Source organism: Rhizobium sp. NFR12, from assembly GCF_900108545.1.
Classification (GTDB): Bacteria; Pseudomonadota; Alphaproteobacteria; order Rhizobiales; family Rhizobiaceae; genus Neorhizobium; species Neorhizobium soli.
This window is the reverse complement of sequence record NZ_FNWM01000002.1, coordinates 69,981-89,081: the sequence shown is the minus strand read 5'-3', so window position 1 is coordinate 89,081 and position 19,101 is coordinate 69,981. Positions and strand designations below refer to the sequence as shown.

The window sequence follows — 19,101 nt, the reverse complement described above, 5'->3', positions numbered from 1 at the left end:
ACAGTCTAAATTTCCATGGCAAAGAAAGCGTTAACGACGCGAAATCTGACCCGGCAGCCGGAAGAGATCATCGTTTGCGGCAATCGTCAGAGCTGCGGAGGCAATGGCCGGCAGATGGACGAGGCGATCGAGATCCTGTGGACGGCGAAGATCGGCGATCACGAGATCAAAGCCGCCTTCGAGAACCGACGACGGATCGACAGTCTCGAAACGGTGCCAGGGCGCATGGCGGGAGAACGCGGTGCGCAGTGGCTTGAGAATCGCCACGTCGTTGCCAACCAGGCCGATGCGGCGGTTCTTCTCGGAAAATGTCAGGAACGCCGGGACGAAGGCCGAGGCGGTGAAGCGGTCACGCAGGCCGGGGCCGAACAGGCGTGCCGATATGCCGGCCAGACGTACGCTGCCACGAACGGGAAGCCGCGCGCGCGCAACGCTCTCACCCGTTTCTGAAAGGGTCCGATATTCGACGAGACCGCGTGAAAACGTTATGGTCGACGATGGATGTGGATCGTTGAGCATGGCCTCCGCACGCTCGAATGCGGCAGTCCAGCTCAGCTCTTCGATGCCGTTGCCCAGACCCTGCGGGACTGCCTTGAAGGCGTTGATGTGTACCGAGGCGTTCACGTGTGCTCTCCGCTCGAAAATCCAGTCGTCCTGGAGCCTAGCGGAAAGCGCTGAACCGGCTTTGAAGCCAACCGTTAAAATGCGAGTGATGTGTCGAAAAGACATGGCCGTTGAAGCGGGATGCCTGATCTGGAACGACGGATGCTCAGTGCGCCGGAGCTGCCGCCGGTGCCTCGACCTTGACGCCCTCGACGATTTTCTGGGCCGGAATGGGGTTGCTGCCGCGTCTTGCCGTGTTCGTGTCGATCGTCTCCTTCGACATATAGTCGAGCTGTTCGATCAACACGTTGGCGACGACCGTATCGCCGAGCTTGGCGTTGATGCCGTCCTTGATCTTCATGCGAAAGGCCTCCGGATCGAAAGTGCCGACGCTTTTCAGGTCGATCATCTTTTCGCCCATCAGAAGCGAGAACAGTTGGTCCGTCAGAACGACTTCCATCGGAAGCTGAACGTGCTTGGACTTCATGCTGTCGACCGAAAGCGAGATGCGGCCAAGGAAATAACCCTGCACCGCGCCATTGTTGATGACCGGCAGGCTGACCGGGTTGCCTCGCACGATCGTGGTCACGACCGCGGCTTCCGCCTCGGTCGCCACGGGCGCCTTCGACATCTGCGCAGAGACATACACGCCACCGATCGTGGCGATGCAGACCCAGAGCCCGATCAGCAGAACCTTGATCATCAGGACGTGCCGAACCGGAACTGATGTTCCGAATAGGTGCCGTCGGCGTCCATGTCCTTGACGGCGTTCTTGAGGATGTCGGCAACGGCGCGGACGGCTTCGAGATGCGCTTCGACGCGCTGGGCGTTGAGCTTCAGCTTCTTCTTCAGGCCCTGCAACTGACCAAGATAAGGTGCCGACGTTTCCTTGACGTCCGGTCCGCGGAACAGGGTCGTCAGTTCATAGAGGCAGCGGCTCTTGTGGGCGTTCGACACTTTGAGGTCGAAGCCGGAGTCGCGGCCAATCCGATCATTCTCGTTATCGATGATCATCTCAAGACGGGAGAGCACGGTCTTGATGCGGTAGTCAGTGGAAACGACGTCCATATCAACCTTCTAATGTTAATTAATTTGATTTCTTGGCTGCGCCGGCGTTTTCCGACGGAGACAGGATCTGCCGCTGGAAATCAGTGATCATGCCCACCGCCATCTGGCGATCGCCTTCATCGGTCTTGGCATTCGGTGCCGTGCCACGTGCTTGCTGAACCGACTGCGAGAATAGTTTTTCGGCAATACCGAAACCGCCCTGCTTGGAGACGGCATCAGCAATCTGTTCCGCCATCATGCCTTTCCAGAAATCGCCGGCGGAACCCTTGCCGAAGACTTCTTCGCTCTCGGATGGAAGCATGTTCTGGATAAACGTGGAGGCAACGCTTGCCTCGAACTTCCGGTAGGTCTCCGGAATATCCTTGTGGCGCGAAACACGGACGTTTTCGACCGTGGCGTCGGACCCGGCGGACCCTGCGGACTTGGCAGTCTGGCTTACGGCCTGGGCGAAACCCACACCGTTGGAGGCCAGCATGACCGATTGCGCCGTTGCTTCGTTTGCCTTCAGCTTTTCACGTGCGGCCTGAAGCAGGCCCGGATCTGCGGCCTGGACAACATCCAGGACAAGATCGCTCGGGGGGGAAATAGCCAATTCCAGTTCCTCATTATTTAGCGAACTGGATCATCCCTTATCAAGCTTGCTGGAAGCTGGTGTGGAGACCATCAGGCCGAGATCGACGAGATCGTACATGCGCTCGTCCTCAGCAAGCCGGCCTTCCAGCTCCTTTGCGTCGCCCATGCGCTCCTCCAGCCGGTCGCCCTTGGTCTTTTCGCGCAGGACCCGCTGTTCCTGCGCCTTCTGCTGGGCAACGATCTGCTGGCTTCGCGAAAACAGGCGTGTCAGCCGGTCGGCGTAATTCTTGGAGAACTGCTGGTGTACGGGATCGGTCGAGGACAGCGCATCGACAGTCGTGTCGATGGATTGATCGATTTCCGCCTTGCGCTGCACCGTGGTGCTGAGCTCGAACTCGGCGAGCTTTTCTAGCTGGCGCTGGACATCGACCAGACGCCGCAGCTTGTCGGATTTCTTGTTGCCTGCCACGCGCGTCCTCCTTGGAAGCCTTGCCTACAGCCCGGTGAATACAAGCGGAAACCCGCGCACGAATTCCTCGATCATGGAGGCGATGCCGAGATAGAGCAGGAAGATACCACCCATCAGCGCATACGGCGTCGAGATGAAGTAGACCGGGATCTGCGGCGCCATCTTGTTGATCATTCCGACAGCGACGTTGAACATGATGCCGTAGACGAGGAAGGGGCTCATCAGCCTCAGGACGATCATGAACGTGGCCGACAACGTATCCGTCAGAGTGATCAGGATGCGCCGCGGATTGAGACCTTCGGCGAGCGGGATTGTCGTGTAGGAATCGACCAGCGACCTGATGACGATGTGATGGAAGTTCAGCATAAACAGGACAAGCAGGCCGGACAGAGTCAGAAGACTGGTCAGCTGGCTTTCCGACGAATCTTCCAGCACGTCGGATCCGGGCGGACCGCTGAAGGAGATCGACATGGCGATGGCGGCGCCGGCAAACTGCAGGCCCGACGCATAAAGGCGGGCGATCAGGCCGAACACGGCCCCGACGAGGGTTTCAGACGCAATCAGCAGGCCGAGACCCGCAGCGTCACCGGAAACCCTGGGGTAGATCGTGTCCCAGACCATCGGCAGCACCGCCATGGACAGCGCCACCGATAGAAACAGCCGGACTTCCATGGGCAATCTGGCGGACGAGAACCCGGGCATGATCATGATGCAGCCGCCGATTCGACAGAATGCAAGAAAGAGAGCGATGACCGTGCCCTGCGGGTCCGTTATCATGAGATCGATCCAAGTACCTTGATCTCGGTGCCCTTTGCCAGCTCGACATGCGACAGGACGGGAAGGGTTGCGAACAGCCGCTCGATGATCATGCGCACATAAGAGCGTGTCTCCGGCGACGTGACAAGTACGAAGGGCATGCCCTTGTCCATGTATTCACGGATGACTTTGCCCGCCTGTTCGCTGAATTCCTCGAGCGAGCGCGGATCGATGTCGAAATCGATAATGTCGCCCTTCGGATCGCGCTTGATTGCCTGGTGGAACAGAAGGTCCCATTTGGAGCCGAGACGCAGGACGCGCAGGATGCCGTTGTCGGCAAGATCGCCGCAGATCTGCTGGGCCATGCGGACGCGCACGTGCTCGACGAGCTGCTCGGTCTTGCGGACATGCGGCGCGAGTTCGGCGAGCGCTTCGAGGATGAGGTGCAGGTTGCGGATCGAGACGCGTTCGGCAAGCAGAAGCTTGAGAACCGCCTGAAGGCCGGAATAGGACATGTGCGACGAGCACATCTCGTCGGCAAGCTTCTTGTATTCCGGATCGAGACGCTCGATGAGGATCTTGACGTCCTTGTAGGACAAAAGCTGCGGCAGGTTGTTGCGGATGACTTCGCTGACATGGGTCAGAAGCACCGAGACGTTGTCGATCGGGTGGAAACCCTCCCGCTTCAGATCCTCGACGAAATGCTCCAGCACCGAGACGGCCGGCATGCCGAACGTGGGTTCGCGAACCTCGTCGCCGGGAACCGACGGCTTGCGATCCTTTCCGACGATGACGAGGACTTCGCCCAGTCGCAGCGTGCTGCTGGCGACCGTCGTTCCGTGGATGCGGATCTGGTAGGACTTTTCCGGGATCTGGATATCGTCGACGACCTTGATTTCCGGCACGACGAACCCGTATTGCGTGGCAAACCGCTTGCGCATCTTGCCGACGCGGAACCCGAGTTCCTGGTGTGCGCCGAGAAGACGCGGCGAGACCTGCTTGCCGAGCGCCAGTTCGATTTCTGCCGTCTTGAGGACGTTCTTGACCGAATCCTTTTCCGATTCGCGGTTCTCGACGACCTTCTTTTCCTCGCTTTCGCGCACCCTCTGGTTCTCGGCTTCGATCTGCCTCGGAATGACCCAGCCGGCACCGGCGAGAAGGAATGCAAGCGTCATGAACGGCATGAACGGCAGGCCGGGCACCAGTGCCAAGGTCGCCATCATGCCGGCTGCGACCCACAGCGCGCGAGGATAGCCGCTCAGCTGGCCGATAACAGCTACGTCGGTGGAACCCTGGGTACCGCCGCGGGTGACGATCAGGCCGGCTGCGAGCGAAACGATCAGCGCCGGAACCTGCGACACGATACCATCGCCGACCGACAGCTTGACGAAGACGTCGGCGGCTTCGCCGATTTCCATGCCGTGACGGAAGTAACCGATGATGATGCCGCCGAACACGTTGATCGTGGTGATCAGCAGGCCGGCGACAGCATCACCGCGTACGAATTTGGAGGCACCGTCCATGGCGCCGAAGAACGAGCTTTCCTCTTCCAGCTCGCGGCGGCGCAGCTGCGCCTCCTTCTCGTCGATGATGCCGGCTGAGAGATCGGCATCGATCGACATCTGCTTGCCGGGAATGGCGTCGAGGGTAAAGCGCGCGCCGACTTCGGCGATACGCGTCGCACCCTTGGTGATGACGATGAAGTTGACGACGATCAGGATCAGGAAGACGATCAGACCGATCACGAAATCGCCGGACATGACGAGGTTCGCAAAACCGGCGATCACGCCGCCGGCGGCGGTATGGCCTTCGTGGCCGTGCGAAAGAATGACGCGCGTGGTGGCGATATTGAGCGCCAGCCGGATCATCGTCGCGATCAGCAGGATCGTCGGGAAGGACGAGAAGTCCAGCGGCCGCTGGATCCACAGCGCCACCATCAGGATCAGAACGGAAAAGGCGATCGAAAAAGCCAACCCAATATCGATCATGAAGACCGGCACCGGCAGGAACAGGATGCACAGGATGGCCATGATACCGACGGCAAAGCCGATATCGCGGCCATTCGGCGCGGCCTTCACGGGGGTAATGGACGTCTTCGTCATTGCCATATGCGGTATCTCTTCATGAGATTAGAAAGGCGCATGCTGCGCCCATGGATCGCGCAAAAAGCAAGACATGATAATGCCCGGACCTGTTGCGACAGATCCCTTCTAGGCAGCGAAGCTTGTGTGAGGGTGTCCGCCATCATCGCAGGCGAAGCGTGCGAGCAAGCCTCGCAGCCTTGGCAGTCTTGGCAGCCGTGCGCTAGAAACCGGACTGGACGCGCGAAAAGACGAGATCGGTGAAAAGCGAGATCTGGCCTCCGATGAAGGGAGCGGCAATCCCGAGCGCCAGCATGACGGCGACGATCTTGGGCACGAATGTCAGTGTCATTTCCTGGATCTGCGTCAGCGCCTGAATGAGCGCCACGACCATGCCGACAATCATCGCGGTCAGCACTGCCGGGCTTGAGGCGATGAGAATCGTCCATATCGCCGAGTGCATCATGTCGAGAGCATCGGCTTCATTCATTGCAGGATCATCCGGGGCATTGGTGTCGTAGCCATCATCATCTGGCGCGAATCGCATGCGGATGATGACAGCCACCGACCGCCAATGCAATTGAGCGACCGGTACTGCCCCCGGCAAAACCGCAGGCTCGCCTGCAATTTCAGGAATTCAGTCGGATCAGGACTCCGAGGACTTCGTCGCAGATATCGTGATGCCGTCGCCGATCGTGATCTCCTTGCCAGCCTCGGTCGTTGCAACCAGACCGTCAGAGGTGACTTCGATCGATTCGACCACACCGCTGGTCTTGCCATCACTGCTGGTGATCGTCTTGCCGATATAGGACGAGGCGTTCGATAGCGACGACTGTGCGATCAGGCTTTCCAGGTTGGTGTTCGTCTGGATCGACTGTTCGACCTGCGAGAAGGTTGCCAGCTGCGAGATCTGTTCGCTGGCATCCAGCGGATCGGTCGGATCCTGGTTCTGCATCTGGGCGATCAGAAGCTGCAGGAAAGCGTCGTAATCGAGCGAAGCGCTTGCCGCAGCGGATGAAGCCTTCGACGAACTCGTTGCAGTCGTCGAGGTTGCGGACGATACCGTATCTACTGCCATAGCCCCATCTCCTTGCGCAGACCGGCGATAGCAGCCGGCGCGACTTCCTTGCTGTTCAGGATGCGCTCTTCGACAGGATAGAGCGCGCGGATTGCCTTCAGTGCTTCAAAAGCGCGATCGGAGGCGACAAGCGCATCGATCTGCTTGAGCTCGTCGATGATTTCCGGATTGCGGAAGCATGCGAGCAGCATCATGACCGACCGGCGGAACATGGTCACGGCCTGGTCCTTGCCTTCCGGATTGATCAGCATCATCTGTGCGATGAAGTACAGCTGACGAAGCGGGGTCGTCGTATCCTCGGGCTGGAGAACGTGGTTTTCCAGCAGGAACGTGACGTTGTTGAGGAATTCGAGAGAAACCTTGCGATCAACACGCAGGACTGCGCCGTTGATGAAGATCTTTTCGCCGGACTTCAGCGAGATACGCAGTGTGCTTTTCATCTTAGGCCATCCCTGATGATGGTAGTCACGTCGATAATGCCCTGGTAATTGTCGGACTGCTTTTTACGAATGCGTTCGCATTCCTTCAGTATCCAAAGGGCGATGGAGATCAGCTTTGCGCGCAGCTCGATGCCGAGCTCGTTGTCGGGCTGGTTGAGGTCTTCGATAAACCGGGTCCAGACCCTGCGCGTATAATGGATGGCCTCGACGGCCTCGCGTCCATAATGCGATTTGTTCGGGACTGCAGAGAGGAGCTCAATGGAGCGGGCCAGAACCTGGCGTTCTCTCTCTCTAGCGCTTGCGAGGTCATCCTTGATTACCTCGGCATACGCAAACTGGAACATGCTTGCTTCCTTCATGTTGCAAACCAAATGCCGCGGGGCAACTACCCATTATAGATAGTTGACGAGGCTCAGTCCCTGGATCTTGGAGGTGATGGTGTATGAGGTCTCTACTTGCGTCAACAACGTGTTGAGACGCACCGAAGCATCATAAGTATCCACGCCGACGAGATCTGTCAGTTGGGTGTTGATGATATCCATTTGCGCCGACATGGCGGTATTGGCCTTTTCGACGCGCTCCTGGGAAAGCCCCATGGAAGAGCGCTCAGCATCGATGCCGGACACCGATAGGCCGGCAAGATTGGTAACGGTCGCGTTGACCTTGTTCAGTGCATCGGCGGACAGGCCCGCCGTTGCCAACTGGGACGTGATCAGGCTGCCGAGAACGAGGTTCTTGAAGCCATCGGCATTCAGGCTCGTCGAAGTGGTGACGGTCTCAGACGTGCTGACACGACCGGTCATTTTGGTGTCGGACGCGTTTGTCCAGCCGGACCAGTCGAAGGACGACGTATAGTCGTCGAGGAAGGTCGCCATCTGGCTGGACGATATATCCGATGCGCTGGAGATACCGTTGGCCGACATGAAGCTCGAAAACTGCGTGTTGAAGTCGTCCGTCAGGTCGGTGATGAAGCTGTCGTCCAGAGGCGCGGCATCGGTGTTGATGCCGGAAAACAGATACTCGCCATTGACCGAGACGTTTGCGTAGCTGACGAAATTCTCGAGCACGGACGTCGCCGTATCGGCAGAAACCTGCAAGCTCGTCTTGTCGCTGCTGCCGGAGAGCGCGACCAGCGAATCCAGCAGCGTCTGGCCGGAGTCGGACATCTGCTCCATCGCAAGCTGCGAGGAATCCATTCGCTGATTGGTCAGCGAATTGGAATCGATGATTGCCTGCAGCCGTGATGACTCGCGGCCGTAATCGAGGCTTGCAGACGTCCGCGTACCGAGTTCCAGACCCGTATCCGCATAGGTACCGTTGACCGATTCCTTCTGCAGTTTGGCGATCTCGGTCTGCGAGTTCTGTACGGTCAGCTGCATTGTCTGGCTGACGGACAGGGTTGAGATGGATGTCGTCTTCATGACTTAGTTCGCAGCCTCCATCAGCGCCGCCAGCATCTCGTCGATGGTCGACAAGAGCTTTGAGGCCGCCTTGTAGGATTGTTCGACATCGAGGAGGAGGATCAGTTCCTCATCGAGATTGACGCCCGTTGCGTTGGAATAGGCCTCGGTTGAACGCGACAGCATGGCCGTCGTGGTTTCCGCAGCATTCGTGGCTCCGCTCCGGTATTCCTCGACCCAGCCGACTGAATCCGTTGAGTAATCCAGCAATGTGGCCTTGTCGCCGATCTTGGCGGCAGGATCAAATTCCATGGAAGTCTCGAAGCCCGAGACATATTCGCTGAGCAACGTGGAAAAGCCGCTCGCGCTTTCGGTGTTGACGCTGGCACCCGAAATCGAGCCGTCCCTGAGCTTGGTGGGGTCGGCGACCGCCTCGGCATTGACCGTGATGATCCCAGCCAGGCCGGTGATGATCTCAGCCGTTTCGAAATCGACTTCGTCGCCCGTGGTCGTCGTGAAAAGACCGGCGATCTGGCTTGCGCCATCTGTTTCGGAAAACAGGGAAATCAGGCCGCGGGCGATTTCGTCCAGCTGGTCCTGGTACGTTGGATAGACCTCGTCACGCAGCTGGACGAGTGCCTGAAGCGACCCTTGCGCCGTCGTGTCGCTGCTCTGGCCGGCCTTCAGCTCCACGCCGTCGATATAGACTGCGCCGCCGACTGTCGTTGCATCGTAACCCGCAGTCGAATCGAACGTTACAGGCCGTGCCGTGCTTTCGAACAGCGTGATGCCGCCATTCGTATAGATCGACATGTCGTTGTTGTCGCGCGTCGCGGTGCTGATGCCGACGATGCCGGAAATCTGCTTGAGCAGGCTTTCGCGGGTATCGAGAGCATTGTTGCCGTCGGTGCCGGCCGCAGCCGCCGTCACAACTGCCTTGTTGGCCTGCTCGAACTGCGCAAGCAGCTTATTGAGCTTGTCAACCTGGCCGGAAATCTGGGCGTCGGTGCCAGCGCGAAGCTGCTGCACTTCGGTGGTGCTGGTATTGAGAGCCGTCGCAACATCGACCGCCGAGTTGACCGCAGCCGAAGCGAGCGTCACGTCTCCGGGGGTCGCCGCGTAGGTCTGCAGCGCGTCCCGCAGTTCGGACAGTGCCGTGGACGGAGCAAGCGAATACCCGTCCCCGCCCATGATTGTGTAGACGGATTCCAGTCCGGCCAGCAATGTCTGCTGTCCCGCATCGTCGGCCGTAGACGAGAGTGTCTGCTTCAGCAGCGCGGCGTCTTCCGTCCGCGCTGTCTGAACGGTCGTGGCACCGGTATAGGCGTTCGTGACAGTCGCGGCGGAACGGCGGTTGTAATCGCTGTTCCCGACGTTTTGAACGTTTGTCGACAACACCCCCGTCTGCGTGGCGGTGTTGTTCAAGATATTCTTTGTCGTACTCAGTGCCGATGCGAGTGACATCGCTTAACTCCTGAAACTACCGGACCAGATTAATCAGTACGTCCATCAGATCGGAACCGGTCTGGAACACTTTGGAATTGGCGCTATAGCTGCGCTGCGCTTCGATCATCTCGGTCAGTTCGTTGGCCAGATCGACGTTGGAGGTTTCGAGCGCGCCCGAAACGATCTCGCCAAATCCACTGGAGCCGGCAAAGCCGAGGGTGACCACGCCGGAGCTACTCGTCGTGCGGTAGACGTTGCCGGAGGAGACTTCGAGGTTGTCGGGGCTTTCGACCGTCGCCATGGCGATCTGGTACAGCGACTTCGACGAACCGTCCGCATAGACCGCGTTGATCGTGCCGTCAGATTCGATCTTGACGCTGGAGATGGAGCTCGGCGCGCTGCCGTTGACGCTGCCGCTCGAGATGTTCGACTTGGCCGACAGCTGCGTCATGCCGGCGAGATCGAACTTGATCCCGTTGACCGTGACAGAAAGCTCCTCGGCACCGTCAACTGTTTCAAGCTTGCCGGACGAATTGAACGCGAGCGACAGGTTGGCGAGTTCGCCATCACCGCCATAAGGGAAGCTGCCGGTGCCGGTCGTGCTTGCGTCAGCTGCGTTATAGACGCTGAGCTGCCATTCGCCTGCAGCCGTCTTCGAGAAATAGAAGTCGTAGACGATCGGGTTGCCGAGGCTGTCGTAGCTGGTCAGCGACGTCTTCAGCGTGCTGTCCATGTCGACGTCGACATCTTCGGTGTTGTCGGCCGGCAGGTCGGCGGCGACGACATCGGACGCGCTGTTGAGGTTGCCGGAGAGCGACCCGGAGGTCGACGCGACCGCACTCAGTTCCGAGCCGCCGACATTGATCGGGACCAGGCCGTCATAGCTGTTGACGACGGTCGTCGGGGTTCCGGAATCGTAGGAGTAACCGAGGAGCGTATAGCCGGCAGAGTTGACCAGGTTGCCCTGCTCGTTCGGCGTAAAATCGCCGGAACGGGTCAGAAAGGTCTCGCCCGCTGAATTCTGTACGACGAAAAATCCGTCGCCCTGGATGGCAAGATCGGATCCTGACGTGGTGTATTCGAGAGCACCCTGCTCAGAAATCGAATACTTCACGCTGGTTTCGACACCACCGGAATTGTATGAGCCGGCCGTCGATGGCAGCACTAGCGACGAAAACTGCGTGGACGACTTTTTGTAGGCAGTCGTTGACGAGTTAGCAATGTTATCGCCAACGGTGCCCAAGCGGTTTGCCTGCGCATTCATGCCCGATACGGCGGTTTTCATAGTTCCGAAAAGGCTCATAGCAATCCTCGTTGCACTTAGGCTTATGACTTTAGGGGATGGGCCTTGCGTGAAGCTGTCTGCGTGCTTGCATCGAGCGCTGATCTGCGTCGAAGTCGAGGGCCCTATCTGTCTGACAAAAATGACAAATCGAGCACGCAAAAAAAATGGCACCTCATATTTGGGTGCCATTTTCAGTGTTATTTCCAGTCGATGCAGTATCCTAGGAACCGCTTCGAATCGATGGGATCGAAGCCCAGTTTCTTGCGAAGCTTCTTGCGAAGCTTGCTGATGTGGCTTTCGACCACGTTCTCTTCGACGTCCTCGTCGAACACGCCGTAGATGGCGTTGAAGATCTGCGACTTGGAAACACGACGGCCGCGATTGGCAATCAAGTATTCCAGGATGCGGCGTTCGCGCCGTGGAAGTGCAAACGCTTCGCCTTCGACTTCGGGATCGCGGCCATCGGAGAAAACCCGGATCGCGCCGATGTCGGTGTGATTGGCAACCGCGTTCAGTCGGCGGCGGATAGCCGCTGCCCGTGCCAGAATTTCCCTCGGATGAACCGGCTTGCGCACAACATCGTCGACACCGCAGTCGAAAAGCGCAAGCGTGGATTCCAGGGACGGCTGATCGCTGACAGCGATTACCGGTGCACTGCTGCGTCCACGGATTGCCCGTGGCAAATCATGGATCAGGTCGCCCTGACCAATCAAAAACGCCTCGATTGCAGCAATATCGGCTTCCGCTGCCGAATTCACCCAATCTGTAAATTCTTCCGGATCAAACCCGGTAGAAGGAACGCCTTCGCGCCCAAACAAAGACGTGTAACCGTCTTTCACTATTTCTCGTTCATCAACCACTACGATCATTCGTCCGCCTCCGAATCAATATCGCATCTCTGTGAGAGAGTGATACGAATCGTCAGGAATCTGGGCAACTAGAGGAAGTAACAGGGGCTTGCTAATAATTGATTAACCATGTTGCGCCGATTTGGTACTAGATCTAGTGGATAAAGTGTGGCCTCCGCATAATGCGCGGTGGAAAATTAATTTTTGAGAAAATGCTCACTTGAAAACGCAGTTTGAACGCATTCTCTCATCGGCAGCCGTAAACAGATATTAGATTTCACTAATTTCTATTTCAGGTTGCGCTCGGACCACAAAAATTCGTCGCGTTCCGCGTCCATTTTCCGAAGTCGGTGGCAACAAGATTGGCGATCACCCGGCACACATAGCGCTGCTGCGCCGGATTGTTGTTGGGACCGGCATGATATCTGGCGACTGCCATCGTCCATGTCTCGTGCTTGTCGTGCAGCCGTTTCAGAAATAGCGCCGCATATTCGACGTTCTTTCTCGGGTCGAGCATGTCCGGAACCGAGGCAAACTCCTCGCCATGGAAGTGGTGATTGATCTGCATGCAGCCGAGATCGATCAGCTTGGCGCCCGTGCTCTTCGCCTGGGTAAAGAGCTGCATTGCCTCCTGCACAGACGACGCGAAATAGGCCTTGCCTTCGATATTCAGCGCATAGGGACTGAGCGATCCCTTGCGTCCGGTCTCTGTCAGTCCCACCGAGTAGAGGATGCCTTCAGGGACGCCGTATTTGCGCGCTGCGGCCTGGATCTGGGCCTCGCAGATGCTGACCTGTTCCGAGGTGATCTTGCCGTTTCCAGCCTGGCCAGTCCCTGGCTGGGCGGTTCGGGCCTGATCGCGCCGCTGCGGCGCGCCGGCGCGCTTCTGCGTCCCCGGCTGCGCGGCGTTGGGCACGTCTGCCTGCTGAGGAGGCTGCTGGGTGGCGTAGAGCTGCCAGGCGCGGGTTTCGACCGCGCTACAGGTAAATGTCGCCAGTGCCAGCGCTGCCGATGTCAGTTTCAACGACAGTCTCATTGCGCTTCTCCATGTCGTTGCGATTGCCGTCGTTGGAGCGGCCACCCTGAGCCTGTCCCTGCTGGCGAGCTGCCTCGCCGTCGCGGGCGAGCTGCTGCTGTGTCTGGGCGCCGCTGCCGCCCTGCTGCTGGTCTGCAGACGAGTTCGAGCTGTCGGTCGACGGTGCCATGCTGACGGTCACCTGGTCGACGTTGAAGCCTTGGGCCCGCAAGGCATCGAGCATCGGCTTGCTGTCATCGCTGAGCTCGCGATAAGCCATGCTGCTGTGGACGGTAAGATGGATGCTCAGCTGATCTCCCACCAGCCGCATATGCGCGGTCACGGTGCCGAGATTGTCGGGCGTCAGCTGGAGCTTGAGCGTATTGACCACGCTGCCCGTGCCGGATGTGCGGGTCGGATCGGTCAGAGCGGAAGACGGCTGCATGGCCGCGGTCCATTCCCTGTTGCTGGAGGCGGCACTCAAAAGATTGCTGGCATTTTCGCCGACGCCAAAGCCGAGATAGCGTCGCGAGTCGAGAACCGTGACGGTTTCGGTGTTGGCTGTGCCTGGAAGGCTGTCCTGCAGGTCGGATCCACCGTCCGCGCCTGTGACGATCGACAGGCTGACAGCCGCAATCGCATCTCCGGCTTTCTGGAAGCGGTAGGATTTAACGTCTGTCTGGGGTTCTGCCTCGCCCGTATCGAGGAAATCGAAGGACGTGGCAGCATCCGTGTCGTCGGACGGCATGCTGGCGTCCGTCTTATCGTTCGGGATCCCCGTCTCGGTCACGGAGATCATGGCCGACAGTGCGGCTATATCCGCGGACTGGGCCGGGTTACCGGTCTCGACGCTGGCCGTCAGATTGAGCAGTGCCGCTGTTGAGAGCGCAGCCGTTGAATCTGGCACAGCGGTCGCGAGGGCCGCTCCCTCGCCTTGATCATCCGTCACGTCCCTCGACGTTGGGTCTGCGGCCTTCGCCTTGCCATTCTCGACAGTGGCCGTCGCGACGCGCTTGGTCGCAGCGGCGACAAGTTGCGTGACGTCTATCTGCCCACTAGCAGGGTCCTGGCTGCCAGTCTGGTCCTGACCGGATGGGACTTCGGGCGAGGTCTTTCCGCCAAGGTTGTCTTTGACAGCGACATCTGTGGTCGGTGCCGGAACGGGTTGGGCGGCCGGCTGCTGCAATTGCAGCTGCGGGTCCGCGATCGGCACCTCGGCTGTAGCCGGGGTCGGCGTTGCATTAGATGGTGGGGCGGTCTCCGCCGGGTCCGTCGCCTTGAAGTTTGCAGCGAGCGACGTCAGGTCGGTGAGCGACTTGAAGCGGGAGCTGCCGAGCGAGACCGTTCCGCTCTCGGATCCGTCCTCGGCGACGGGCTTGCCGTCCTCGGTCGTTTTTCCGGTATCGGCATCCGCATCGGTGAGCACCTGGGCGAACTGCCCGGCTTCACCGTTCTGCGACGATGCCTTTCCAAAGAGATTTCCGACCGGACCGTCTGATACTGTCTTAACCGAAGCATTCGCTACGTTCGTCATCATTGTGCCTCTTCGCTCAAAAGGTCGTCGATCTGCTTCAGCTTCATTCGGTTCTGGTCGACATAGGTCTGGAGGCTCGCCTCCATCTCCGGATTGGGAGTGGCTGCCGCGGGCTGTGCGGCCGACGCAGACGTGGTCGGCGCCAGCGCTTTAGGCATTGCGGCGGGCGCCGTCGGCGCCTGGCCTGCCGCTTGCGTCTGGGCGGCCACAGGCTCTGCCGATACGCTCGAGGTTTCGGGCGCCATCAAAATCTGTTCGACGACCTTTTGTGCTGCCGCGCGCAGGTTCCTGTCGCGTTCCGAGAGCGCGCCATCCGGGATCTGCGACAGACTCTTTGCCGCTTCCACAACGTTACTGGACGAAATGCTGGCAAGATCGCCATACAGCTGCCCGATCGCATTGTTCTCCGAACCGGGACTGGGGGAGAGACGTTCCGCGTTCAATGCCGCAAAGCGAGCCAGATCCTTGTTGCCCGCGAGCAAGGCGCGCCTGGATACCCGGAGGTAGAACTCGTGCGCGCGCGGATCGTCCATCAATGAGACGACGTCGGTCCAGCGGCTCCGGTCACCCTTGCCGTCATCGTCAGTGGCAAGTTGCACGAACATGTCGATAAACTGGCTGGCATAGGGAGAATAGAGAAAACGACGGACGTATTTCGCCGCCAGATCGAAGCCCCTGCCCGGCTCCGTCGGTAGGATCACGGCGAGCGACCGTCTGAGCGCTGCCTCTTCCAGATTGGTCCCGGGTGCGAGCAGCCGAACCTGATCGAAATAGCCGATCGCCTTGGCGGGGTCGGCATTCGCCGTGATGTTGCCGGCGACGAGCGCCAGATAGGGGCCAACCGGGCTTGTGCCATACTCCTTGACCAACCCCTCGAATGCAGCGACCGCCGTCAGGCCCCGCCCCTGGAAATAGCGACGGAGAACGCGCGCCAACCGGCCATCGAATTCACCGTCGACATCCCGTGCCGCAAGAAAATCCAGCGTCTGCGGATTGCCGCCACTCATGGCGAATACGAAAACCGCATCGACGTTGCGGGGATCCTTGAACACATCAGGTGATGCCGTGCGTAGCCGCTGGTCGAGTGTCTTGAGAAGGAAGCGCTGCATTTCGTTGGCGGAATGATCGCCCGCGACGATCGCGTCCTGCAGATATTGCAGGGAGCGGATCATCTTGTATGGCTCAAGATCCTCACTGGCCACGGCGTTGCCCGCAGCGGCGAGAAAAACCCCGGCGACCAGTGAGCGCAGCAAGCTATGGCAATCGCGCGAACGCATCATCTCGATTTATCCGTTGCCCAGCAGGATTTCGATACGGCGGTTGGCGCCGCTCATCGGATCTTCGACGTTTTGAAGTCGCCGGTCGGCAAATCCAGAGACCTGCTTTACCCTCTCCTCGTTCAAGCCGCCCCGCACGAGCATGTAATAGGCCGCATGCGCGCGGGACATAGACAGGCTCCAATTGTCTCCGGTGCGTCCCTTGAAAGGCCGTCCGTCCGTGTGGCCACGAATGATCACCGACCCTGGACGCGCGGCCAGGAGTTTGCCGATCTTTTCCATGGCGAGCACGAGCTCCTTGCCGGGCAATGCGGATCCAACATTGAACATCGCGGTATTTGCTTCGTCCGAGATCGTGATCAGCGTGCCGCCTTCGGCCGGCTGCACCACAATGCCCTCGGCCAGCTTGCCGGCAATCCCGGCGACCTGCGCCTGAATTTCCTTCTGAAGCTCTTCGGCCTTGTCCTGCCCGGCGGCGTCGAGTTCAGCCTTTGCCGTCTTGACCGATGCATCGGAAGCATCGGGCGCTGAGACGGCATCCGGCTTTACCGATACTGGGACAGTTTCCACGGCGGGCGGCTGGGAAAAGGCGCTCGCCTGCTCGCCCGGCAGACTCGTGTCCGAAGCGAGCTTGGCTTGCGCCGGTGTGTCGAGCTGCTTGCTCCAGAAATCCGGATCGAAAGGATCACGATAGGCTTCTCCGCCATCCGCACCGGTGGACGGACCGGAATCGCTCGCGCCGCCCTCGCCCTTCGTGCTGACATTGGCCTGTTGGCCCACTTCCTGAGCGATGCTGGCAAGCACGGAATAGGGATTCTGGAACAGAGCTGCTTCGGAAAAGGTCATGTCGTCGCCAGAGGCGGAAATGGACTCGCCATCCATGCCCGCCTTGCCGCCGCCCGTCTTGTCGTTCTCCACGGTGGACTTCTTGTCGGAATCTTCGCCCTTGGCCTGATCCGACGGCTTCTTGATGCCCTTGGATGCGGGCGTGTCGTCAGACAGCGGCACGGGATTGAAATAGCTCGCGAGCGATGCCTTCGTTTCCTCATTGGCGGCGTTGACCAGCCACATGACGAGAAAGAAGGCCATCATGGCGGTCATGAAGTCGGCGAACGCAATCTTCCACGCACCGCCGTGATGGCTGTCGTGATCGCCGCGGTGACGCTTGATGATGATGATTTCGTTTTTGCCGTGATGATGGTTCTCAGCTTCGCTCATGCCAGCACCCTCTCAAGGTCGGCGGCAAAGGCAGAAAGGCGCGTCACGAGAAGCGAATCACCGATCTCGACGCGGATGTCGGTGTCGTCTGTGTGGACGAAAGACACCGCATCGCCTTTCTCCTCTAGCTGGACTTTGAGAAGATCGCAGAGATGCACCGGTCCGAAGACCGTAATCTGCTCCAGAATTTCCTTGGCGAGCGTCGGTTTCAGCTCCTCGACAAGCTCGTTGATAGCGCCGCGCATCACCTGTTCTTTGAGCAAGGGAGACAGAACTCGGGCCGTCGCCTCGGACAGTTCGGCAGAGAGCCGCGACGCGAGATCCGGAAGAGCCTTCGAGAGATAATCGGCCAACCCGTCCTCGAACTGGAGACGCTGCTGTTCGATCTCCCGCGCATGCTGTTCCTTCAGCGCCTCGAGGTCTTCGGCATGCTTCGCCGTCAAGGATTGGGTCGCCGCAAGATGACCTTCATCATAGGCTTCGCGACGCTCGGCGTCGAGATCGACTTCTACCGTCTGCGCAAAGCTTTCCAGCGCCGGCATCTCGGCGGGCGACGCAAAGTGAGAGGGCGTTTCTATCGGGGCCGCAAGCAGCGCAGCCTCGGCGCCGAAATCTCTGAGATACCGCGCAAGTGGGGAATTCATCAACGCACTCCATCAACGTCGTTTGCGGAACAAGGCCGCAACGTCTCACGCATCGCCCGTTCTGTGATGCTCCACACCGGCCTCCGGCCCGCGCCCGATCGCCGGGGCGGCGGAGTTCGCCATGGGAATAGATCAGAAATTAGGAAGTTAAACTTGTGCGAGGATGATGCAGTCCTCGTGAACCTGAACGACAAGGTGCGACGACACCAGATACCTGACACCTACGCCGCAAGAGCCGTACCGCAAATGCAATCGGCCGCGCTCGAAAGCGCGGCCGGCATAATTTCGCTGGTATGTTCAATCTTACTGCTGGAAGAGCGTAAGAATGTTCTCGGAGCTGGAGTTTGCAATCGACAGCGACTGGACGGCCAGCTGCTGCTGCGTCTGCAGAGCAGACAGTCTGGCAGACTCTTCTTCCATGTCGGCGTCGACGAGGCGGCTGATGCCTTCCTCGATCGCATCCGTCAGAGTTCCGGCATAGCTGGTCTGAAGGTCGATACGGGTGGTCAGCGCGCCGAGGGCAGCACCAGCATCCGTGAGGCTGGAGAGAGCCAGTTCGACATTGTCGAGATATTCTGCGAGTTCTGTGTCCGTGGTGGCGGCCGTCAGGGTGATGTCCATGACATCGCCAAGGAGACCGCCCGAACCGACGCCGTCGGCATCGATGGAGCCGAACATGGCGTTGGTTGCAACGTCATAGGATGCCGTCGTGACTTCGACTGTACCGTCGTCGTTGCGGATGAAGCCGTCGACGACCGATTCCGGGTCGGCGCCGGTAGCGGCGACCATCCAGTTTTCACCGCTGAACGAAGCGCCTTGGGCGATCGAGGACAGCTGTTCCTGCAGCTTGGTGATTTCAAGCTGGATCTGTGCCTTGTCGGTCGAGTTTTCGTTCGCGGTGACGATCTTCGACTTGATTTCGTTGACGACGTCGATAGCGCTTTCCATGGCGGCGTAGGCCGTATCGACCTTTGCAGCACCAACTCCCAGAGCGTCGGTCGCAGCCACCAAAGCGTCCTTGTCGGAACCCATCGTGGTCGAGATCGACCAGTAGGCAACGTTGTCGGAGGCCTCGGATACGCGATAGCCCGAGGATACACGGCTCTGCGCCTGCTCCAGGCTATCGTTGATACCCCTCAACGTCTGAAGTGCAGAGTTTGCGGCGTTGTTGGTCAAGATGCTGGTCATTAAAACTGCCCCTTATGGCATTGGATGGGAGGGCATCCCGGGTGTTCCGGTAACGACGATCAGCTTCATGCCTGCCGCGCCCTTGCATTCGGCTCGCCGTTGCGATGGATACAGAAAATCATCTTATGGTTAATGGAGGGTTAAAGCGGGAACAAAAGTTAACGCGGGCTGGAACATT

General features: G+C 59.2%; 21 protein-coding genes. All 21 read right to left on the bottom strand.

All coding sequences use genetic code 11. From position 1 onward, the window contains the following. Positions 1–30 precede the first annotated feature (30 nt). Complete coding sequence (locus BLW69_RS07765) at positions 31–624, bottom strand: hypothetical protein (protein WP_092661207.1); 594 nt, start codon at positions 622–624, stop codon at positions 31–33. Positions 625–769: 145 nt separating this feature from the next. Further along, entirely contained in the window at positions 770–1,306 is a 537-nt protein-coding gene (locus BLW69_RS07760) for a hypothetical protein (RefSeq protein ID WP_092661205.1), read from the bottom strand. After that, positions 1,306–1,671, bottom strand: a complete 366-nt coding sequence (locus tag BLW69_RS07755) for a hypothetical protein (protein ID WP_062453786.1) — start codon at positions 1,669–1,671, stop codon at positions 1,306–1,308. The genes BLW69_RS07760 and BLW69_RS07755 overlap by 1 nt, the downstream gene beginning before the upstream one ends. Positions 1,672–1,690: 19 nt before the next feature. Next, positions 1,691–2,263 (bottom strand): rod-binding protein, encoded by a 573-nt coding sequence (locus BLW69_RS07750; RefSeq protein ID WP_092661204.1) that lies wholly within the window; start codon positions 2,261–2,263, stop codon positions 1,691–1,693. A 30-nt stretch (positions 2,264–2,293) separates the two neighbouring features. Next, positions 2,294–2,713: a hypothetical protein gene (locus BLW69_RS07745; RefSeq protein WP_062453788.1), complete on the bottom strand. Its 420-nt coding sequence runs from the start codon at positions 2,711–2,713 to the stop codon at positions 2,294–2,296. 24 nt (positions 2,714–2,737) lie between these two features. Then, a complete protein-coding gene (gene fliR, locus BLW69_RS07740) occupies positions 2,738–3,490 on the bottom strand; it encodes a flagellar biosynthetic protein FliR (protein ID WP_062453789.1) in 753 nt (250 codons plus the stop codon). Beyond that, positions 3,487–5,571: a flagellar biosynthesis protein FlhA gene (gene flhA / locus BLW69_RS07735; protein WP_062454866.1), complete on the bottom strand. Its 2,085-nt coding sequence runs from the start codon at positions 5,569–5,571 to the stop codon at positions 3,487–3,489. The genes fliR and flhA overlap by 4 nt, the downstream gene beginning before the upstream one ends. Positions 5,572–5,773: 202 nt before the next feature. Next, on the bottom strand, positions 5,774–6,040 hold the full coding sequence (gene fliQ, locus BLW69_RS07730; RefSeq protein ID WP_062454868.1) for a flagellar biosynthesis protein FliQ: 267 nt from the start codon (positions 6,038–6,040) through the stop codon (positions 5,774–5,776). A gap of 156 nt (positions 6,041–6,196) precedes the next feature. Continuing rightward, on the bottom strand, positions 6,197–6,628 hold the full coding sequence (gene flgD / locus BLW69_RS07725; protein ID WP_092661202.1) for a flagellar hook assembly protein FlgD: 432 nt from the start codon (positions 6,626–6,628) through the stop codon (positions 6,197–6,199). Then, positions 6,619–7,068 (bottom strand): flagellar biosynthesis repressor FlbT, encoded by a 450-nt coding sequence (gene flbT / locus BLW69_RS07720; protein WP_062453791.1) that lies wholly within the window; start codon positions 7,066–7,068, stop codon positions 6,619–6,621. Before flbT ends, flgD begins: the two co-directional genes overlap by 10 nt. Beyond that, complete coding sequence (gene flaF, locus BLW69_RS07715) at positions 7,065–7,412, bottom strand: flagellar biosynthesis regulator FlaF (protein WP_062453792.1); 348 nt, start codon at positions 7,410–7,412, stop codon at positions 7,065–7,067. Before flaF ends, flbT begins: the two co-directional genes overlap by 4 nt. Before the next feature lie 48 nt (positions 7,413–7,460). Continuing rightward, the gene (locus BLW69_RS07710) at positions 7,461–8,489 is read right to left on the bottom strand and encodes a flagellar hook-associated family protein (RefSeq protein ID WP_092661200.1); all 1,029 of its coding nucleotides are present in this window, start codon (positions 8,487–8,489) and stop codon (positions 7,461–7,463) included. A gap of 3 nt (positions 8,490–8,492) precedes the next feature. Continuing rightward, complete coding sequence (gene flgK, locus BLW69_RS07705; RefSeq protein WP_062453794.1) at positions 8,493–9,932, bottom strand: flagellar hook-associated protein FlgK; 1,440 nt, start codon at positions 9,930–9,932, stop codon at positions 8,493–8,495. Positions 9,933–9,948: 16 nt separating this feature from the next. Beyond that, positions 9,949–11,217 carry a flagellar hook protein FlgE gene (locus BLW69_RS07700; RefSeq protein WP_092661198.1) on the bottom strand — a complete coding sequence of 423 codons (1,269 nt, stop codon included), beginning with the start codon at positions 11,215–11,217 and terminating at the stop codon, positions 9,949–9,951. A 179-nt stretch (positions 11,218–11,396) separates the two neighbouring features. After that, the gene (locus BLW69_RS07695) at positions 11,397–12,068 is read right to left on the bottom strand and encodes a response regulator transcription factor (protein ID WP_062453796.1); all 672 of its coding nucleotides are present in this window, start codon (positions 12,066–12,068) and stop codon (positions 11,397–11,399) included. Positions 12,069–12,339: 271 nt separating this feature from the next. After that, on the bottom strand, positions 12,340–12,855 hold the full coding sequence (locus tag BLW69_RS07690) for a transglycosylase SLT domain-containing protein (RefSeq protein ID WP_062454870.1): 516 nt from the start codon (positions 12,853–12,855) through the stop codon (positions 12,340–12,342). Positions 12,856–13,024: 169 nt separating this feature from the next. Further along, a complete protein-coding gene (locus tag BLW69_RS07685) occupies positions 13,025–14,599 on the bottom strand; it encodes a flagellar hook-length control protein FliK (protein WP_092661196.1) in 1,575 nt (524 codons plus the stop codon). Further along, entirely contained in the window at positions 14,596–15,876 is a 1,281-nt protein-coding gene (locus tag BLW69_RS07680) for a chemotaxis protein (protein WP_092661194.1), read from the bottom strand. The genes BLW69_RS07685 and BLW69_RS07680 overlap by 4 nt, the downstream gene beginning before the upstream one ends. Before the next feature lie 6 nt (positions 15,877–15,882). Further along, entirely contained in the window at positions 15,883–17,091 is a 1,209-nt protein-coding gene (locus BLW69_RS07675) for a MotB family protein (protein ID WP_092661192.1), read from the bottom strand. Then, positions 17,088–17,735, bottom strand: a complete 648-nt coding sequence (locus BLW69_RS07670) for a hypothetical protein (RefSeq protein WP_092661190.1) — start codon at positions 17,733–17,735, stop codon at positions 17,088–17,090. The genes BLW69_RS07675 and BLW69_RS07670 overlap by 4 nt, the downstream gene beginning before the upstream one ends. A gap of 303 nt (positions 17,736–18,038) precedes the next feature. Continuing rightward, complete coding sequence (locus tag BLW69_RS07665; RefSeq protein WP_092661188.1) at positions 18,039–18,923, bottom strand: flagellin N-terminal helical domain-containing protein; 885 nt, start codon at positions 18,921–18,923, stop codon at positions 18,039–18,041. Between the last annotated feature and the right edge of the window lie 178 nt (positions 18,924–19,101).